Annotated in this window: 14 protein-coding genes; 11 read left to right on the top strand and 3 right to left on the bottom strand. The window is 64.6% G+C overall.

Annotation, left to right across the window (positions count from 1 at the left end):
- Window positions 1–200 precede the first annotated feature (200 nt).
- A complete protein-coding gene (locus GRI59_RS10220; RefSeq protein ID WP_160761067.1) occupies window positions 201–947 on the top strand; it encodes an SDR family NAD(P)-dependent oxidoreductase in 747 nt (248 codons plus the stop codon).
- A 70-nt stretch (window positions 948–1,017) separates the two neighbouring features.
- Window positions 1,018–1,650: a class I SAM-dependent methyltransferase gene (locus GRI59_RS10215; RefSeq protein WP_160761066.1), complete on the top strand. Its 633-nt coding sequence runs from the start codon at window positions 1,018–1,020 to the stop codon at window positions 1,648–1,650.
- Window positions 1,651–1,711: 61 nt separating this feature from the next.
- On the opposite strand, the gene GRI59_RS10210 is transcribed toward GRI59_RS10215, so the two are convergent.
- Entirely contained in the window at window positions 1,712–4,534 is a 2,823-nt protein-coding gene (locus GRI59_RS10210; RefSeq protein WP_160761065.1) for an Rne/Rng family ribonuclease, read from the bottom strand.
- Window positions 4,535–4,960: 426 nt separating this feature from the next.
- On the opposite strand from GRI59_RS10210, the gene GRI59_RS10205 reads away from it, so the two are divergent.
- From GRI59_RS10205 to GRI59_RS10180, 6 genes are all read left to right on the top strand, one after another.
- Window positions 4,961–5,860, top strand: a complete 900-nt coding sequence (locus GRI59_RS10205) for an N-acetylmuramoyl-L-alanine amidase family protein (RefSeq protein WP_160761064.1) — start codon at window positions 4,961–4,963, stop codon at window positions 5,858–5,860.
- Window positions 5,861–5,914: 54 nt separating this feature from the next.
- Window positions 5,915–8,449 carry a penicillin-binding protein 1A gene (locus GRI59_RS10200; protein WP_183363607.1) on the top strand — a complete coding sequence of 845 codons (2,535 nt, stop codon included), beginning with the start codon at window positions 5,915–5,917 and terminating at the stop codon, window positions 8,447–8,449.
- A gap of 42 nt (window positions 8,450–8,491) precedes the next feature.
- Window positions 8,492–9,040: a peroxiredoxin gene (locus GRI59_RS10195; RefSeq protein ID WP_160761063.1), complete on the top strand. Its 549-nt coding sequence runs from the start codon at window positions 8,492–8,494 to the stop codon at window positions 9,038–9,040.
- 90 nt (window positions 9,041–9,130) lie between these two features.
- The gene (prfB, locus tag GRI59_RS10190; RefSeq protein ID WP_160761062.1) at window positions 9,131–10,258 is read left to right on the top strand and encodes a peptide chain release factor 2; all 1,128 of its coding nucleotides are present in this window, start codon (window positions 9,131–9,133) and stop codon (window positions 10,256–10,258) included.
- Between the two features lie 5 nt (window positions 10,259–10,263).
- Window positions 10,264–10,992: a class I SAM-dependent methyltransferase gene (locus tag GRI59_RS10185; protein ID WP_160761061.1), complete on the top strand. Its 729-nt coding sequence runs from the start codon at window positions 10,264–10,266 to the stop codon at window positions 10,990–10,992.
- Between the two features lie 92 nt (window positions 10,993–11,084).
- Complete coding sequence (locus tag GRI59_RS10180) at window positions 11,085–12,488, top strand: NAD(P)H-dependent flavin oxidoreductase (protein WP_160761060.1); 1,404 nt, start codon at window positions 11,085–11,087, stop codon at window positions 12,486–12,488.
- A 25-nt stretch (window positions 12,489–12,513) separates the two neighbouring features.
- On the opposite strand, the gene GRI59_RS10175 is transcribed toward GRI59_RS10180, so the two are convergent.
- A complete protein-coding gene (locus tag GRI59_RS10175) occupies window positions 12,514–13,527 on the bottom strand; it encodes a 2-hydroxyacid dehydrogenase (RefSeq protein ID WP_160761059.1) in 1,014 nt (337 codons plus the stop codon).
- Between the two features lie 96 nt (window positions 13,528–13,623).
- Between GRI59_RS10175 and GRI59_RS10170 the strand changes: the two genes are divergently transcribed.
- Complete coding sequence (locus GRI59_RS10170; protein ID WP_160761058.1) at window positions 13,624–14,121, top strand: SH3 domain-containing protein; 498 nt, start codon at window positions 13,624–13,626, stop codon at window positions 14,119–14,121.
- Window positions 14,122–14,141: 20 nt separating this feature from the next.
- Here GRI59_RS10170 and GRI59_RS10165 read toward each other — a convergent pair whose 3' ends face one another.
- Window positions 14,142–15,338 (bottom strand): thiolase family protein, encoded by a 1,197-nt coding sequence (locus GRI59_RS10165; RefSeq protein ID WP_160761057.1) that lies wholly within the window; start codon window positions 15,336–15,338, stop codon window positions 14,142–14,144.
- 163 nt (window positions 15,339–15,501) lie between these two features.
- Between GRI59_RS10165 and GRI59_RS10160 the strand changes: the two genes are divergently transcribed.
- A complete protein-coding gene (locus tag GRI59_RS10160) occupies window positions 15,502–16,932 on the top strand; it encodes a coniferyl aldehyde dehydrogenase (RefSeq protein ID WP_160761056.1) in 1,431 nt (476 codons plus the stop codon).
- Window positions 16,929–18,158, top strand: a complete 1,230-nt coding sequence (locus tag GRI59_RS10155) for an SMP-30/gluconolactonase/LRE family protein (protein WP_160761055.1) — start codon at window positions 16,929–16,931, stop codon at window positions 18,156–18,158. Before GRI59_RS10160 ends, GRI59_RS10155 begins: the two co-directional genes overlap by 4 nt.
- The last annotated feature ends 96 nt before the right edge of the window (window positions 18,159–18,254 follow it).

Below are 18,254 nucleotides of genomic sequence, written 5' to 3'. Positions count from 1 at the left end.
CCCGGCGCAAGCGGGCGGTGGCTGGCAATTGTTGCAGGCTTTCGCACAGATGTTGAGCGCAGCACGGGACCGCTGTTGGAGACACATGAGACACTGTCCAGAAGGACAAAATGCTCCCCCCTCAACCTGCGTGCAGCAGTTGCTTCAATTGCACCGGAAAAAGCGGGGAACTGGCGAGACATGCGGGCGCTTTAACAGGCATGGATAATGTAGGACAGCGCGCGCAGGGCGCGCCAAGGATCGCATGCGTTTTCGGTGCTTCGGGCGGGATCGGCCGTGCGCTTTGCGATGCGCTGGCGGCGGGTGGGACCGAGGTAATTTATGCCGGATCGCGCGCGGGACAGGGGCCTGAGGGCGCGGGAATCCGGCCGTTCGCCTTCGATCTGAAGGACGAGACCAGCATCGCGGCAGCTGCCGAAGCGATGCGCGCTGATCCCCCCGAGTTAGTGATCGCAGCAACCGGCGTGCTGACGCTGGCCGATGGCACCGGGCCGGAGCGGACGTACAAGCGCCTCGATCCCGCCGCTATGGCCGAGGTTCTGGCATTGAACACCATCGGCCCGGCGCTGATCGCCAAGCATATGCTGGGCATCATGCCGCGCGGGAGCGCCTTCACCTTCGCGGCGCTTTCGGCGCGGGTCGGGTCGATTTCGGACAACCGGCTTGGCGGATGGCATTCCTACCGGGCGAGCAAGGCGGCGCTCAATATGCTGCTGCGGAACTTCGCGTTGGAAATGGCGCGCACCCATCCCGAGAGCGTGATTGTCGGCCTGCATCCGGGAACGGTCGATAGCGGCCTGTCCCAGCCGTTCCAGTCGGGCCTTGCCGAGAGGCAACTGACCACGCCGCAAGATGCCGCCACCAATCTGCTGCGCGTGCTCGCTGGCCTGACGCCCGAACATTCCGGCCGGGTGTTCGATTTCTGCGGGGCAGAAGTCCCCGCCTGAGCACAAAGCACAGCTTTCCTTGCGCCAGCATCGGGCTAAACCCGATGTTGAGCGGGACGGGGAGCGACGCATGGGGATCACCAGCTGGTACGAGGCGAACGTCATGCCGCGCCTGATCACCTGCGCCTGCTCGCAAGGGCAGGTGATGAAGCGGCGCTCTGCCGTGGTGCCGCTCGCGCGCGGAGACGTGTTCGAGCTGGGCTGCGGCGGCGGGATTAATCATGCATTCTACGATCCCAAAGCGATCACCTCCTATGCGGGAATCGACCCGCATGAAGGCCTGCTAGATGGCGCCCGGGCGGCGGCGCGGGTCAAGGGCTGGGCGGCCGATCTCAGGCAAGGGTGGGGCGAAGCGATCCCCTTCGATGACGCCAGCTTCGACTGCGTGGTCTGCACCTTTACGCTCTGCTCGGTGAGCGATCCGGCCCAGGTGATGCGCGAGCTGCGCCGCATCCTGCGTCCCGGCGGGCAAGCGCTGTTCCTCGAACATGGCCGCGCGCCCGACAGTGATGTGCGTCGCTGGCAGCAGCGGATCGAACCGGTCTGGAAGCGCCTCGCAGGCGGTTGTCACCTGACGCGGCCGATCGCGGGCGCGCTTGTAGGCGCAGGCTTTGCGGTTGAGACTTTGGGTGAAGGCTACACGCCCAAGGCCCCGCGCTTTGCCGGGTGGATGGAGTGGGGCATCGCCCGCAAGCCGCAATAGCAAAGGGCGGGAGAGGTTGCCCGCTCCCGCCCCATGAATGCTTGGCCTGATCGGCGAGCGCTTACTCGCCGAAGGTGCGCTGCCACCAACCGCGACGCGGCTTGCCATCCCCATCAGGTTCGGCATCGGCTTTGGGCTCAGGGCCCGGAGCCGCTTCAACCACTGCCGGTTCGGTTGCTTCGGCGGTTTCAGCCGGTTCGGCTTCGGCCACCTTCGCCTTGCGCGGCGCGCGCTTGCGCTTGGGCTTTTCGGCCGGCGCTTCGGCGGGAGCCTCTGCGGCGACATCGGCAGCGTCGGCTGCGATTTCCGGTGCGAGTTCGGCCGCCACTTCGGCAACCGGAACCGCTTCCTTCTTCTTGCGGGGAGCACGGACGCGCTTGGGCTTTTCCGCCGGAGCAGCTTCGGCCACTTCGACTTCGGGCACATCGGCAGCAACCTCAGCCTCGGCCGGTGCGGCCGCTACTTCGGCCTCGGCGGCGGGCTCTCCGTCATCCTGCGCTTCGCTGCCATCGCTGTCAGTATCACCATCGGAGCCGCCTTCGCTGCCTTCGTAGGTGCCGTCACGACGCTTGCGCCCGCGACCACCGCGGCGGCGGCGCTTCTTGGGGCGGCCTTCGCTGTCGGTCGCGCCGTCATTGGCGCCTTCGGTGCCGTTGTCGTCGCTGGCATCGGCGTTGCGGGCTTCGCCATTGTCGTCGCCATCGTCGCCAGCTTCAGCGCCGTCTTCGGAGCCTTCACCCTCGGCGCCTTCGCCTTCATCGCCGCGATTGCGGTTGCGACCGCCACGGCGGCGGCGGCGCTTCTTCTTGTTCCGGCCGCCTTCGTCGTCATTGTCGGCGCGTTCGCGGCGCGGTTGGCGGGGCTCACGCTCTTCAACCTCTTCCTCGGCGAAGTCTTCTTCTTCCTCGGGCAGGTCATCTTCCGGCTCGTCGTCAACGATCGGTTCGAACTTGGGCGCAAAGGCCGGGCGCGGGCCGGAGCTGGAGACGGCCATCTTGGCGCCTTCATCCTCGCCTTCGGGCACGACTGCGACGTTCACGCCGTAACGCTGTTCGATCTCGACCAGATCGGCGCGCTTTTCGTTGAGCAGGTAGATCGCTGCTTCGGTGCTGGCGGCAAGCCGGATCAGCGTGCCTCTGCCGCGCGCAGCCTCGTCTTCGATCAAGCGCAGAGCCGAAAGGCCCGCCGACGATGCGGTGCGAACCAGACCGGTGCCGTCGCAATGCGGGCAGGGGCGGGTGGTCGCTTCGAGCACGCCGGTGCGCAGGCGCTGGCGGCTCATTTCCATCAGGCCGAAGCTGGAGATGCGGCCGACCTGAATGCGCGCGCGATCATTCTTGAGCGCGTCCTTCATCGCCTTTTCGACCTTACGGACATTGGAGGGGTACTCCATGTCGATAAAGTCGATCACGACCAGACCGGCCATGTCGCGCAGGCGCAGTTGGCGGGCGATTTCCTTGGCCGCTTCAAGGTTGGTGTGAAGCGCGGTCGCTTCGATCCCGTGTTCCTTGGTCGAGCGGCCTGAGTTAATGTCGATCGAGACCAGCGCCTCGGTCGGGTTGATGATCAGGTAGCCGCCGCTTTTAAGCTGTACCATCGGATCATACATCGCGCGCAGCTGATCTTCCGCGCCGTAACGCTGGAACAGTGGCACCGGATCGGAATAGGCCTTCACCCGCCGTGCGTGGCTGGGCATCAGCATCTTCATGAAGGCCTTGGCCGACTTGTAGCCGTCCTCACCCTCGACGACGACTTCCTCGATTTCCTTGTTGTAGATGTCGCGGATCGCACGCTTGATCAGGTCGCTGTCCGAATGGATCAGCGCGGGCGCCACAGATGCCAGCGTGTTCTCGCGGATCTCGTCCCACACGCGGGCGAGGTAATCGAAGTCACGCTTGATCTCGGGCTTGGTGCGGCTCATGCCGGCGGTGCGCACGATCAGGCCCATCGACTTGGGCAGCTTGAGATCGGAGACCATGTCCTTCAAGCGCTTGCGATCGCTGGTCGAGCTGATCTTGCGGCTGATACCGCCGCCGCTGGAGCTGTTGGGCATCAGCACCGTGTAACGCCCGGCTAGGCTGAGATAGGTGGTGAGCGCTGCACCCTTGTTGCCGCGTTCTTCCTTGACGACCTGCACCAGCAGCACCTGGCGGCGCTGGATTACGTCCTGAATCTTGTAGCGGCGACGCAGTGCCATGCGCTTGGCGCGCACTTCGTCGACCTGCTTGGCACGGCTGCGGCCTCCCTTGCTATTGGCACCGTTGTCGCCGCCCTTGCTGCCCTGACGGCGGCGGCCCCGGCGACCACGGCCGCGATCCTGATCCGAGCCATCGGCGTTTTCATCGCCGTTCTGGTCATCGTCGCCATTGTCAGCGTCGTCGTCCGAACCGTCTTCGTCGTCCGAATTGTCATCATCCGATGCGCCGCCTTCGAAGGTGGCGACATCATCCTTGTCGGAGGTGTCGACTTCCTCGACGCCGTTTTCGGCAAAGTCTTCGGCGAGGGATTCGCCGCTTTCTTCTTCGGCGTCATATTCATCGCCGGGGGAGATGCCTTCATCTTCCTCTTCAGCGCGCAGACGTTCTTCTTCTTCAGCCGCTTCAGCCTCTTCAGCCAGCAGCGCGTCGCGATCAGCCTTGGGAATCTGATAGTAGTCGGGGTGGATTTCGCTGAAGGCGAGGAAGCCGTGGCGATTGCCGCCAAAGTCGACGAAAGCCGCTTGTAGCGAGGGTTCAACCCGGGTTACCTTGGCGAGATAGATATTGCCTTTGATCTGCTTGTGTTCGGCAGATTCGAAATCGAATTCCTCAATCCGGTTGCCCTGCAGAACCGCCACCCGTGTTTCTTCCGGGTGGCGCGCATCGATTAGCATGCGCGTTGACATTGAATATTCTCCATGCGTCCGGCCTTGCCCGCAATGGGGCATGAAGGGGACGCGATTTATGTGGTGAACCGGCCTGCGTGATAGCTGTGCCGGAAGGGGAAATCGCGCTTTGGCCGCCAGCGGCGCTCTGCGCGAAGCTCGTGTCTGCAATGTGGAACGTGCGGCCGAGCGCCGCATCTTGACCCGCGAGGGCACGCACGCGCTGTTTGCGCATTGTGCTCATCGATCGGGAAAAACGTTCTGTCACTACATCAACCTGTACTGGGCCGGGTGCGAGGAATGGTGGTGCCCCGGCGCAAGAGGATCGCAGGTGAAGCGCAAAGTGCGCCGTGATGCAACCTCTCTGGCAATACCGCTAGCACTGTGGGGCAAACCCCGCAACTCTATTGCGCTAGCGGCGCGCGAGACCGTAAGCACCTTACCATCATGAGTTTTCGTACTCTTCTGCTGATCGTGTTTCTGGCACCGATTGCCGTGCTTGGCGGGGCGAGCGTGCTGGGTCTGACGATCCCCGTGCCCCAGTGGGGACGCGATTATGTGCTGCGGTTTGCGCTCGAAAGTGAGGGCGCGACAATCGACTTACCATCGGTGGAGGGCCCCGATGATCCCTCGCGTCCGCTTGTGGTGATCGACGCCGGGCATGGTGGACGCGATCCGGGCGCAATCGGCACCGATCCTGAGGGGCGCAAGTTCAACGAGAAGGACATCACTCTCGCCATTGCGCTTGCTGTGCGGGATGAATTGCTGCGCCAAGGCGGGATCCGGGTCGCGCTGACCCGCGCGGATGATCGCATTCTCCCGCTGCCCTATCGGCCCGAAATCGCCCGCTTGCTTGATGCGGACCTGTTCATCTCGGTCCACGCCGATTCCGCCGGGGAGCGCGATGATGTCAGCGGGGCGAGCATCTACACCCTGTCCGATGAAGCATCGAGCGAGGCGGCGGCGCGCTTTGCTGCCCGCGAAAACGATGCGGACCGATTGAATGGCATCACGATTGATGGGCAGAGCGCTGCGGTCAGCACGATCCTGGTCGAACTCTCGCAGCAGCGCACGCAGGAAGACGCGCTCGATTTTGCCGGCCTGGTCCTGCGTGAAGGTGAGCGCAAACTGGCCTTCGTCCCCCAGCCCAAGCGCGCTGCCGGGCTTGCCGTGCTGCGCGCGCCCGATGTGCCGTCGGTCCTGTTTGAAAGCGGCTTCGTCACCAACCTTACCGATCGTGCGCGCCTGACCACGGCGGAAGGGCGGGCTGAATATGCCGGCGTACTGGCGCGTGCCATCCGGGTCTATTTCGCGCGGCGCAGCGTTCCTGCGGCGGACGGCGAATAGGATGGGAAATCGGCTAGCCTTGGTCAATCCCCGCGTGCTAGTTGCCGCGCGTCCATGACTGAGCCGACCGCCTCACCTGTTGCCGAACCCGGCGCGCCCTCCACCTGGGCTTACCTGCGCTACCGCGTGAACCGCGATCTCGGCGGGGCGCTGGCATGGTTTCGTGATCGTTGGCGGCAGAGCTTCTTGTTCAAGCTCGTCGCGGGCGCATTCGGCGTGTTCCTCGCGTTGTGGATCGCGGTGTTCGTGTGGCTGGCAAGCGACCTGCCCGAAGCCGAAGCGCTGCTGACCTATGAAACGCCGCTCCCCACGGTGGTGCGCGGCTATGACGGCGAGATCGTCCACACCTATGCGCGTGAGCGGCGGGTGCAGCTGCAATATGCCGATTTCCCGCAAAAGCTGATCGAATCCTATCTCGCAGCCGAGGACAAAACCTTCTTCAGCCACGGCGGGGTTGATTTCCTCGGCACGGCCAATGCGGTGTTCGATTATGCTACCAAGTTTGGCTCAGGTGAGCGAGCGGTCGGCGGGTCGACCATCACCCAGCAGGTCGCCAAGAACCTGCTACTGGGCGACGAATACTCCGTTACGCGCAAGCTCAAGGAAATGATCCTCGCCGGCCGCATCGAACAGGTGCTGACCAAGCAGGAAATCCTTGAACTCTACCTCAACGAAATCCCGCTCGGGCGGCGCAGCTTTGGCGTGCAGGCCGCATCGCGCGCCTATTTCGACAAGGATGTCGATGCGCTCGAACTGCACGAGATGGCCTTCCTTGCGATCCTGCCTAAGGCGCCGGAGCGTTATGGCCGCAAGGGTCAGGAAGAGGCCGCACTTGAACGGCGCAATTTCGTGCTCGGCCAGATGGAAGAGAACGGCTTCATCACCGGCTCGCAACGCCGGGCGGCTGCGGCGCAGCCCTTGGGCCTCGTCACCCAGCGGCGTGAGCGGAGCGTGGATGCGGGCTACTTCCTCGAAGAAGTCCGCCGCGAACTGATCACGCGGTTTGGCGAGACGGCGGAGACCGGGCCAAACTCGGTCTATGCGGGCGGGCTGTGGGTGCGCACTTCGCTTGATCCGCAGATGCAGACCGCCGCCCGCGATGCGCTGCGCGAAGGCTTGCTGCGCTATCATGGTGGGCGCGCTTGGGCGGGGCCGATTGCGACACTCGATGTCAGCGCCGGCAATTGGGCGAGCCAGCTACAAAGCTCCCCGCTCGGGATCAGCTACAAGGACTGGCGCGTTGGCGTTGTCACAAGTCGCAGCGGGCAATCGGCGCGGATCGGCTTTGCCGATGGCAAGGAAGCACCGCTCGGCAATCTGCCCGACGCGCTGAAAGCAGGCGACGTTATTGCCGCCAATCCCAGCGGCAATGGTTGGAACGTGCGGACCATCCCCGAAGCGCAGGGCGCGCTGGTGGTCGAGAGCGCACAGACCGGGCGAGTGCTGGCGATGCAGGGCGGGTTCGATCACCGCCTGTCGGACTTTAACCGCGCCACGCAGGCGATGCGTCAGCCGGGTTCGACCATCAAGCCGTTCGTCTATGCCGCCGGGCTCGATACCGGCATGACCCCTTCGACCCAAGTCGATAATAATCGCTTCTGCTATTATCAGGGCGCCAATCTCGGCGAGAAGTGCATTCGCGGCTCGGGCAGCGGCGGGCAGCATCCGATGCGCTTTGGGCTCGAACAGTCGCAGAACATCATGACCGTGCAGATCGGCATGACGGCGGGCATGAACAATGTTGTCAAAGGCATCGAGAAGATCGGGATCGGCAAGTTCCCGGCCTATCCCTCGACTGCGCTGGGCGCAGGTGAGACGACGCTGGTCAAGATGGTTGCCGCGTATAGCGCGCTTGCCAATCACGGGCGGCTCAATCCGCCGACCGTGATCGACTATGTGCAGGACCGCCGCGGCAAGGTGCTGTGGCGCGCTGACGACCGTGAATGCCGTGGCTGCAACATGGCCAAATGGGATGGCAAGCCGATGCCGCGCTTCGGCGTGCGCGGCGCGCAGGCGATGGACGCGCGCACCGCGTTTCAGGTGATGCACATGCTGCGCGGCGCGGTCAGCCGTGGGACCGCGACCGTGCTCAATCCGCTGAACCTGCCGCTGTTCGGTAAGACCGGCACCACCACCGGCCCCAAGGACGTGTGGTTCATTGGCGGCACGCAGCAGATGATCGCTGGCGCCTATATCGGTTTCGACCAACCCCGGAATATGGGCGGCTATGCCTTTGGCGGCACGATTGCCGCGCCGATCATCAAGAGCCTGATCGAGAAGACCAAGCCCAAGTGGTCTGACCTTCCTGCAGTGGCGCCTGCGGGTGTCCGCATGGTGCGGGTTGACCGCCGCTCGGGCAAGCGCGTGTTCGATGGCTGGCCGACAGACGACCCGCGCTCCGCGATCATCTGGGAAGCCTTCAAGCCCGACACTGAGCCAGAGCGTTACACCCGGCAGGACGCCATCGCGGCCAAGCGCAACGAAATCCTCGCGCTGATCCGCGCCGGGCGGCAGAACGCTGAAAGCGCGGTGGTTGACGAGCCTGCCCCGGATGCGGTCGAATTCATCGATGAAGGCGGGGTTGACTGATCTTGCGTGGAACCGGTCGCGGGGCTGGCGGGTTAGTGTGCCATGACCAGCACCCGGACCCGCTTCACCCCCTTCGCCGCGCTCGCCCTGATCGGGCTCGCCGCGATGACCGTCACCTCCGCTTCGGCTGAACTGCCCAAGGGTGCCAAGGCCCCCGCCTTTGCCACCCGCGCCGCGCTCGCCGGGTCGGAGTTTGGATTTACGCTTAGCGCCGCTTTGGCCAAGGGGCCGGTGGTGCTCTATTTCTACCCCAAGGCCTTCACCAGCGGCTGCACGCTGGAAGCCAATGCCTTTGCCGCCGCGATGCCGCAGTTCAAGGCGGCGGGTGCGAGCGTCATCGGGATGTCGAACGACGATATCGAAACCCTAAAGCGCTTCAGCCGCGAAGAATGCCGCGATGCCTTCCCGGTCGGCGTTGCCTCGGCCAAGATCATGGCGGCTTATGATGTGGCCGGCAGTGGCTCGGGCTATGCCAGCCGCACATCTTACGTGATCGCGCGCGACGGCAGCATCGTCGCAGTGCATTCGGCCGCCGATTATCGCGGCCATGTCGAAAAGACCTTGGCGGCGGTGCGCGCGCTCAAGAAGTAGGGCCTCAGGCAGCGGCGCAGCCGCTTTACAATCGCGCGCGCAGCGCTAAGCGGGGCCGACTTTTTTTAGAGCATCACTGAAGGATAGACGATGCGGGCCGAAGGCCAGGCTTACATCAACCGGATCGAAGCGGCGCTGGCGCTGGTGCGCCTGTCGCTCGATTGGGATCGCGCGCTGCGGAGGCTCGATGAGTTGAACGCGAGGGTGCAGGACCCGAACCTATGGGATAATCCCAAGCAGGCGCAGGCGATCAGCCGCGAGCAGAAGACGCTTGAGACGGCGGTGAACACCGTGAACGAAATCGCCGCCGAAATGGCCGACGCGATCGAGTTCATCGAAATGGGCGAGGCCGAGGGCGAAGACACCATCGTCGAGGATGGCTTGGCAACCCTGCAACGTCTCGCCGACCGGGCGGATGCCGATAAGGTGCAGGCGCTGCTTTCGGGCGAAGCTGATGGCAATGACACCTATCTCGAAATCCACGCCGGCGCGGGCGGGACGGAGAGCCAGGACTGGGCCGAAATGCTGTTTCGCATGTATGGCCGCTGGGCCGAACGGCGCGGCTTCAAGGTCGAGACGGTCGAGTATCAGAGCGGCGAGCAGGCTGGCATCAAGTCTGCGACGCTGCTGATCAAGGGTGACGGCGCGTACGGCTATGCCAAGACCGAAAGCGGCGTCCACCGTCTGGTTCGCATCAGCCCCTATGATAGCAGCGCCCGCCGCCACACCAGCTTTTCGAGTGTCTGGGTCTATCCGGTGATCGACGATTCCTTCGAGATCGACATCAATCCCGCCGACCTCAAGATCGATACCTATCGCGCGTCCGGCGCGGGCGGGCAGCACGTCAACACCACCGATTCCGCGGTGCGTATCACGCACCAGCCGTCCGGCATCGTGGTCGCCAGCCAGCAGGATCGCAGTCAGCACAAGAACCGCGAAATCGCGATGAACATGCTCAAGGCACGGCTTTACGAGGCGGAGATGCGGTCGCGTGAGGAAGCCGCCAGCGCCGAACACTCGGCCAAGAGCGACATTGGCTGGGGCCACCAGATCCGTTCCTACGTCTTGCAGCCCTACCAGATGGTCAAGGACCTGCGCACCGGGGTGGTTTCGACCGCCCCTGACGCTGTGCTCGATGGCGCAATTGATCCCTTCATCTCGGCTGCGCTTGCTCAGCGGGTGACGGGTGAGAAGGTCGACATCGAGGACGTGGAGTAAGCCCGATGCGGCGCCCTGCGGTCTGGTCTGGTTTGGGAGTGGGCGCAGCGCTGCTGTTGGCCGGGTGCGATGGCATTGCGCCTGTCACCGGCGATCCGGCCGCAGGCGAAGTGAGCTTCCCCAAGCCCGATCGCCCGATCGCCAAGGTCGTTTCCAACCAGTTCTCCAACGAAGACGCGCGTGACGAGCGAAATGAAGCACAGGTCGTCATGGACCTTGCTGACCTTCGCTCCGGCATGACCGTTGCCGATATCGGCGCGGGCGAGGGGTACTACACCGTGCGCCTGGCCGAACGGGTCGGCGCCGATGGGCGCGTGCTGGCGCAGGACATCAGCCGCGAAGCGCTCGACCGGCTCGGCCGGCGAGTGGAGCGCGAGCGGCTCGAGAACATCTCGATCAAGTTCGGTGATGCCGACAATCCGCAGCTTCCGCCCGACAGTTTCGACCGCATTTTCATGGTCCACATGTACCATGAAGTGACCGATCCTTACGCCTTCCTGTGGAACATGTGGCCCGCGCTGAACGCCGGGGGGCAGATCGTGGTCGTGGAAAGCGACAGTCCGGTTGGCCGTCACGGGCTGCCGCACACGTTGCTGTTCTGCGAGTTCGAAGCGGTCGGCTATGTGCTGGTCGAGTACATCGAACGCCCTGACATCAAGGGATATTTCGCACGCTTCCAGCGCGGCACCAAACGCACCGCGCCTGACGCGATCAACGTCTGCGAGGCAGGCTGACGGCGCCAACCCATGAGGTTGCGAGGCGAGCCCGCCCCGACTATGGCAAGAATACGTAGAAAAGCGCGGCTTTCGCGCAAAGGGGATTTTCATTGTTCAAGGGATTGAGCCCGATCGTTTATGGCGGTCGTGAAGTCTGGCCGCTGGTAGAAGGCGGCAAGGGTGTATCGGCAACCAATCATGCGAGTTCCGGCGCTTGGGCCGCTGCTGGCGGGATCGGCACGGTCAGTGCGGTCAATGCGGACAGCTATGACGATGACGGCAATCCCATCCCTCAGATCTACCACGGCCGCACCCGTGAGGAACGGCATCAGGAACTGATCCGCTACGCCATCGACGGCGCGACCACGCAGGTCAAACAGGCCTATGAAATCGCGAACGGCAAGGGCGCGATCAATATCAACGTGCTGTGGGAAATGGGCGGGGCGCAGGCCGTGCTCGAAGGTGTGCTGGAAAACACCCGCGGCATGGTGACCGGCGTCACTTGCGGGGCGGGGATGCCCTATAAGCTCGCCGAAATCGCGGCGCGCTTTAACGTCTGCTACCTGCCGATCGTGAGTTCGGGCCGCGCCTTCCGCGCGCTGTGGAAGCGGTCCTATCACAAGGTGCCCGATCTGATGGCGGCTGTGGTCTATGAAGACCCGTGGCTGGCGGGCGGGCACAATGGCCTTTCCAACGCCGAAGACCCGACCAAGCCCGAAGATCCCTATCCGCGCGTCAAGGTGCTGCGCGACATGATGCGTGCCGAAGGCGTCAGCGATGACGTGCCGATCGTGATGGCGGGCGGGGTCTGGTACCTGCGCGAATGGAACAACTGGATCGACAATCCCGAGCTGGGCAAAATCGCCTTCCAGTTCGGCACGCGGCCCTTGCTGACGCAGGAAAGCCCGATCCCGCAAATCTGGAAGGACCTGCTGCGCACCGTCGAGCCCGGTGATGTGCTGCTCCACAAGTTCTCACCCACCGGCTTCTATTCGAGCGCGGTGAAGACCCCGTTCCTCTATGACCTGATGCACCGTTCGGAGCGCCAAGTGCCTTACTTCAAGCGCGGCGTGGAAGAAGGCACGGTGCAGCTGGGCGAAGACGGCAAGGCCCGCAGCTTCTGGGTCAAGCCGGAAGACAAGGCCAAGGCCGAAATGTGGATGCGCGCCGGTCATACCGAGCCGCTCAAGACCCCTGATGACACGATCGTGTTCGTCACCCCCGAAGCACGCGACACCATCCGCAAGGACCAGCAGGATTGCATGGGCTGCCTGTCGCATTGCGGTTTTTCCAGCTGGAAGGACCACGACGACTTCACCACCGGACGTCTGGCCGACCCGCGCAGCTTCTGCATCCAGAAGACGTTGCAGGACATTGCCCACGGCGATGATCCGGACAACAACCTCGCCTTCGCGGGCCACGCCGCTTACCGCTTCAAAACCGATCCGTTCTTCTCCAACGGCTACACGCCGAGCGTGGGCGAACTGGTCGAGCGGATTTTGACGGGGGATTGACCCTGCGGCGCGGTGTTGGCGGCGATCAGCCCCACACCAGCGCTGTCAGCACCTGATCGGGCGGGCGGTGGCCGTCGGCCCACATGCGGATGTTGGCGATCACCTTGTGGCCCGAATCCTCGCGCCCCTCGGCCGTGGCGCTGCCGATGTGGGGGAGGGTCATCACGTTGGGATGCGCGATCAGGCGCGGGTCGACGTGGGGCTCGTCCGGGTACACGTCGAGCCCGGCGCCGGCCAGATGCCCCGATTCCAGCGCTGCGATCAGCGCTTCCTGATCGATCAATTCGCCGCGCGCGGTGTTGATGATGCTGCTGCCCGGCTTCATCAGCGCGATCCGGCGCGCGTCGATCAGGTGGCGGGTGTCCTCGGTCAGCGGGCAGTGCAGGGTGAGGATATCGGCCTCGGCCATCAGCGCATCGACATCGCCGACATAGCGTACGCCCAGCATCCGTTCGAGCGCTTCGGGCAGCGGCTTGCGGTTATAATAGGCGATTTCCAGCCCGAAGGCGCGGGCACGGTGGGCGACCGCCTGGCCGATGCGGCCCATGCCGATGATGCCGAGCACCTTGCCTGCCAACTTGCGTCCGAGCAGGCCTGATGGCGCCCAGCCGGTCCACTTGCCGCTGCGCACGAGGCCTGTGCCTTCGCGAATCCGGCGCGGCACGCCGATGATACCCGCCATGGCGATATCGGCCGTATCATCGGTGAAGACGCCGGGGGTGTTGGTGACGAGGATCTTGCGCGCGGCGGCGGCGGGCAGGTCGATATGCTCGGTGCCAGCGCCAAAATTGGCGATCAGGCCCAGCCGCTCGCCAGCACCGGCGATCAGATCGGCGTCGATCCGGTCAGTTACGGTCGGCACCAGCACATCACAGTCTTGCATCGCCTTGGCCAATTGCTCGCGCGTGAGCGGCACATCGCTTGCGTTCAGCACCACATCGAACAGCTCGCGCATCCGCGCCTCGACCTCCGGCATCAGGTGGCGGGTGACGATAACGCGCGGGACATTGGCGAGCGGACGGGTGGGGCGCTGGGTCATGGCTGACGGGCTAATGCTACTGGGGCTTCGCGGTCAAGGCGCGGATGCACTCGCGCTGCTTGAATCCGCAGGGGCTAAGGCGCTATCGCATCGGGAATGCAGAGATTCCGTTTCTTCTCGACGCTCGGCCTTGTGCTGATGCTGGCCGCAACCTTCATGATCGCGCCGCTCAGCGCGCAGGATCGGACGCTGCCCTATTGGGCGAGCCTGCGGTACGAGAAGGTCAATATGCGCGTTGGGCCGAGCGCGGAATATCCCGTCACCTGGGTCTATCTGCGGCAGGGGATGCCGGTGAAGGTGGTTCGGGTGCGCGAAGGTTGGCGTCTGGTCGAAGACCACGAAGGCACGCAGGGCTGGGTGGCTTCGAGCCAGCTCGATCCGGCGCGGGGCGGGTTGGTGATCGGAGCGGGTCTTGCCGAGGTACGAGCCGAGCCCAGCACAGCGGCGGCCGTGAAATGGCGGGCCGAACCGGGCGTGGTCACCAAGCTCAAGGCGTGCCGCACGGGCTGGTGCGAGGTCGATATTGCTGGGCGCAAGGGCTGGATAAGCGCCGCGCGCCTGTGGGGCTCTGACACGCTGCCGGGCGACGAATAACGCCGCCCAGCGCGCCCAAATCAGATCAGTTCGACCGCAACCGCCGTCGCTTCCCCGCCGCCGATGCACAGCGAGGCGACGCCGCGTGTCTTGCCCTGTTGCTTCAGCGCATTGAGCAAGGTGACGATGATCCGCGTGCCGCTCGCCCCGATCGGGTGACCGAGTGCGGTGCCGCCGCCGTTCACGTTGATCTTGTCGTGCGGGATGCCGAGGTCACGCATCGCGAACATCGCGACGCAGGCGAAAGCCTCGTTCACCTCGAACAGATCGACATCGTCCACGCCCCAGCCAGCGCGGGCGAGGACCTTCTGGATCGCGGGGATCGGCGCGGTGGTGAACTGCGCGGGGGCTTGGGCGTGGGACGCAATCGCGACCACGCGGGCGACCGGTGTAAGGCCCTTGGCCTCGGCGATGCTGGCACGGGTCAGCACAACTGCGGCCGCCCCGTCCGAGATCGAGCTTGAGGTGGCGGCCGTGATCGTCCCGTCCTTGGCAAAGGCGGGCTTCAGCTGCGGGATCTTGTCGGGGCGGCCCTTGCCGGGGGCTTCGTCATGTTCGACCACCACGTCGCCCGTACGGGTCGAAACCGTGACAGCCACCACTTCGTCAGCGAAGGCGCCGCTGGCAATCGCGCGGTTGGCGCGGGCAAGCGACTCGATCGAATAGGCGTCCATGTCCTCGCGGGTCATCTGGTAGGCATTGGCGGTGTCCTGCGCGAAGGTGCCCATGGCCCGGCCTGGCTCGTAAGCGTCTTCGAGGCCATCGAGGAACATGTGGTCATAGGCCGTGTCATGCCCGAGCCGCGCGCCCGAGCGGTGCTTTTTGAGCAGGTAAGGCGCATTGGTCATGCTCTCCATCCCGCCTGCGACCACCACATCGACCGTGCCGCTGGCGAGCGCTTCGCTGCCCATGATCACGGTCTGCATACCGCTGCCGCAGACCTTGTTGACCGTGGTCGCCTCGACCGAAAGCGGCAAGCCCGCCTTGATCGCCGCCTGACGCGCTGGTGCTTGCCCAAGCCCAGCGGGCAGCACGCAGCCCATATAGGCACGGTCAATATCCTCGCCCGCCACGCCCGCGCGCTCAACCGCAGCCTTGACCGCGACAGCGCCCAGATCGGTCGCCGACACATCGGACAACGCGCCCTGCATCGCGCCCATCGGGGTGCGGGCGTAGGAGAGGATCACGATCGGATCGGCGGGGGAGAGCTGGGTCATGGCAAAGTCCTTGCGTGACATGGGGGGTGTTCCGGTGGCGGATGTAATGCTGCAATGCGTCAAACGCAATCACGGCCCGGATCGAAGCGCCTTGCCTTGGCTACGCCTTTGGGCGAGAACGCGTCGCAAATGAAAACGCATCTATGTCTCACGGGAGAATGACATGGCCGATGATCGCCGCGATGAACTCGAAGCCCTGCTTGCGCGCCAGCGCGCCGCCTTCACCGCCTCGCGCCCAGAGCCGCTGTCGCAGCGCAAGGACCGCATCCGCCGCGCGATGGCACTGGTGAAGGACCACGGTGAGGCCTTCGCCAAGGCGATGAGCGCCGATTTCGGCAATCGTTCCTACGCGCAGTCAATGCTGACCGATATTGCCGCCACGGTTGGGGCGGGCAATCATGCACTCAAGCACCTCGACGCTTGGGCCAAGCCTGAAAAGCGCAAGGTGCAATTCCCGCTCGGCCTGTTGGGGGCCAAGGCCGAGGTGCGTTACGAACCCAAGGGCGTGATCGGCATTCTCTCGCCGTGGAACTTCCCGGTGCAGTTGGCTTTCGGCCCGCTGATGCAGGTGTTGGCCGCGGGCAACCGGGCGATGATTAAGCCATCTGAATTCACCGAGCGCACCAGCGAGTTGATGGCTGAGCTGACGGCGGAATATTTCGCACCTGAGGAAGTCGCTGTCGTGACCGGCAGCCCCGAAGTCGCCGCGGCATTCTCCTCGCTGCCGTTCGATCATCTCGTCTTCACCGGATCGACCGCAACCGGCCGCCGCGTGATGCAGGCCGCCGCAGCGAATCTCGTGCCCGTGACGCTCGAACTCGGCGGCAAGTCGCCCGTCATCATGGGGCGCAGCGCCGACTTCGCCAAGGCGGGGGAGCGGATTGCGCTCGGCAAGATGATGAACGCGGGCCAGATCTGCCTTGCGCCTGACTACCTGATCGTGCCCGAAGACAAGCAGGACGAGGCCGTGGCGGGCGTCGTTGGCGCAGCGAGCGCGATGTATCCCACTCTGCTCGACAATGACGATTATGCCTCGATCGTATCCGACCGTCATTTCGAGCGCTTGCAGGGCCTCGTGTCCGACGCCAAGGGCAAGGGCGCCGAGGTGATCGAGGTCAATCCGGCGAGCGAGGATTTCGCCAACTCCAACCAGCGCAAGATGCCGCTCACGATCCTCAAGAATGTGAACGACGGCATGGCCGCGATGCAGGAGGAAATCTTCGGCCCGGTTCTGCCGGTGATGACCTACAAGGCGGTTGATCAGGCGGTGGATTACATCAACGAGCATGACCGCCCGCTCGGCCTTTATTACTTCGGTGAGGACAAGGGCGAGCAGGAGCGCGTGCTGACAAGGACCATCTCGGGCGGAGTGACCACCAATGACGTGGTGTTCCACGTATCGATGGAAGACCTTCCGTTCGGCGGGGTCGGCCCGTCGGGGATGGGCAGCTACCACGCGATCGAGGGCTTCCGCGAATTCAGCCACGCCCGCGCGGTCTATCACCAGCCCAAGATCGACATCGCCAAGCTCGCCGGCATGAAGCCGCCCTATGGCAAGGCGACCGAGAAGGCTGCGGCGAACATGATGAAATGAAGGCGCTCGCCGCCGCGCTGGCTGTGCTTCTGTTGGCGCCGCTCGGTGCTGAGGAGCCGCCGGCGTGGCGCGCGGTCGATCCTGCGACGGGCGCTATCGCGGATGTCGCAGGGCTGGAGCAGCTGGCGCGCGATTTTCCTGACAGCGCCAGCGTGCGGCTGCGGTTGTTCAATGCGCAACTTGAGGCGGGCGATTGCGCGGGGGCGCTCGCCAGTCTCGCGTGGCTTCGGGAGCGCGGTCATGTATTCAGCGAGCGCGCGCAGGCGCAGATCCCGGTCCTGATCGGCGCGGCCCACGCCGAGGCTGCGCGCGCGCTGCTGTTGCCCACCGCCGAGGTGGTCGCTGCAAGCACTATCTTTGACGAGGTACAGGCCGAAGCCGGGTTAATCGAGAGCGTGTTTGTCGCGCCAAACGGCATCGAAGCGTTGGCAACCTCGGTCTCTCTCCGGTCCGTTTATGCTCGCGGGCCCGGCGACGCGTGGGAGGAGATCGCAACCCCGCGCGCTTATGCCCTGTCTGGCATTGTCTCTGCCCCCGATGGGCGGACGGGCTGGATCGCGTCGGGCAATATCGACGGTTCGCCCGTTGATCCGGAACGGTTCTCCGGCTTGATCGGATTGACCGGCGAACCCAGCGAGTTTCGCCTTATTCCTGCTCCGGCAGGTGTGGCCGTGTCCGATCTCGCGGCCGGGCCGGACGGCACGGTCTATGCCAGCGACCCCGTGGGCGGCGGCATCTATCGCGCTTCGCCGTCTGCGGCCGAGCTGTCAGCGCTGGTCGGGCCCGGGGCACTGCGCTCGCCCCAAGGGCTGGCGGTCAGTGCGGACGGGGCGCGGCTTTATGTCAGCGATTACCGCTATGGCCTCGCAGTGATCGAGCTCGCCAGCGGCGCGCTGACGCGGCTTTCCAGCGACGTTCCGGCCGCGCTCGACGGGGTGGATGGGCTGTGGCTGCATGGCCGCGAGCTTATTGCGGTGCAGAACGGCACCAGTCCGATGCGGATTAGTGCCTTCGCTCTTTCTGAGGACGGCACTCGGATCATCGGACACCTCATCTTGGAACAAGCGCACCCCGATTGGACCGAGCCGCTGGGCGGCAGCATCGCCAAAGGAGCGCTCTACTATGTCGCCACCGGCCAGTGGGACCGTTACGAACAAGGGCGCCTGCGCGACGGCATGACCGCCATCCCCAGCGTGATCCGCCGCTTGCGGCTCGCGCCGCGCTGAACGACCTGTCGCAACCTTTGTTCGATTTCCTGCAACATACCTGAGGGGTTTTCCGCGAGTCGCAGGCTTGCGCCCCGCGTGCGACAGGCTTAGGGC

The organism is Erythrobacter ramosus (genome assembly GCF_009828055.1).
In the GTDB taxonomy this organism is placed as follows: Bacteria; Pseudomonadota; Alphaproteobacteria; order Sphingomonadales; family Sphingomonadaceae; genus Erythrobacter; species Erythrobacter ramosus.
Note: the sequence above shows the minus strand (reverse complement) of the source record. Positions and strands in the feature narration are given on the sequence as shown.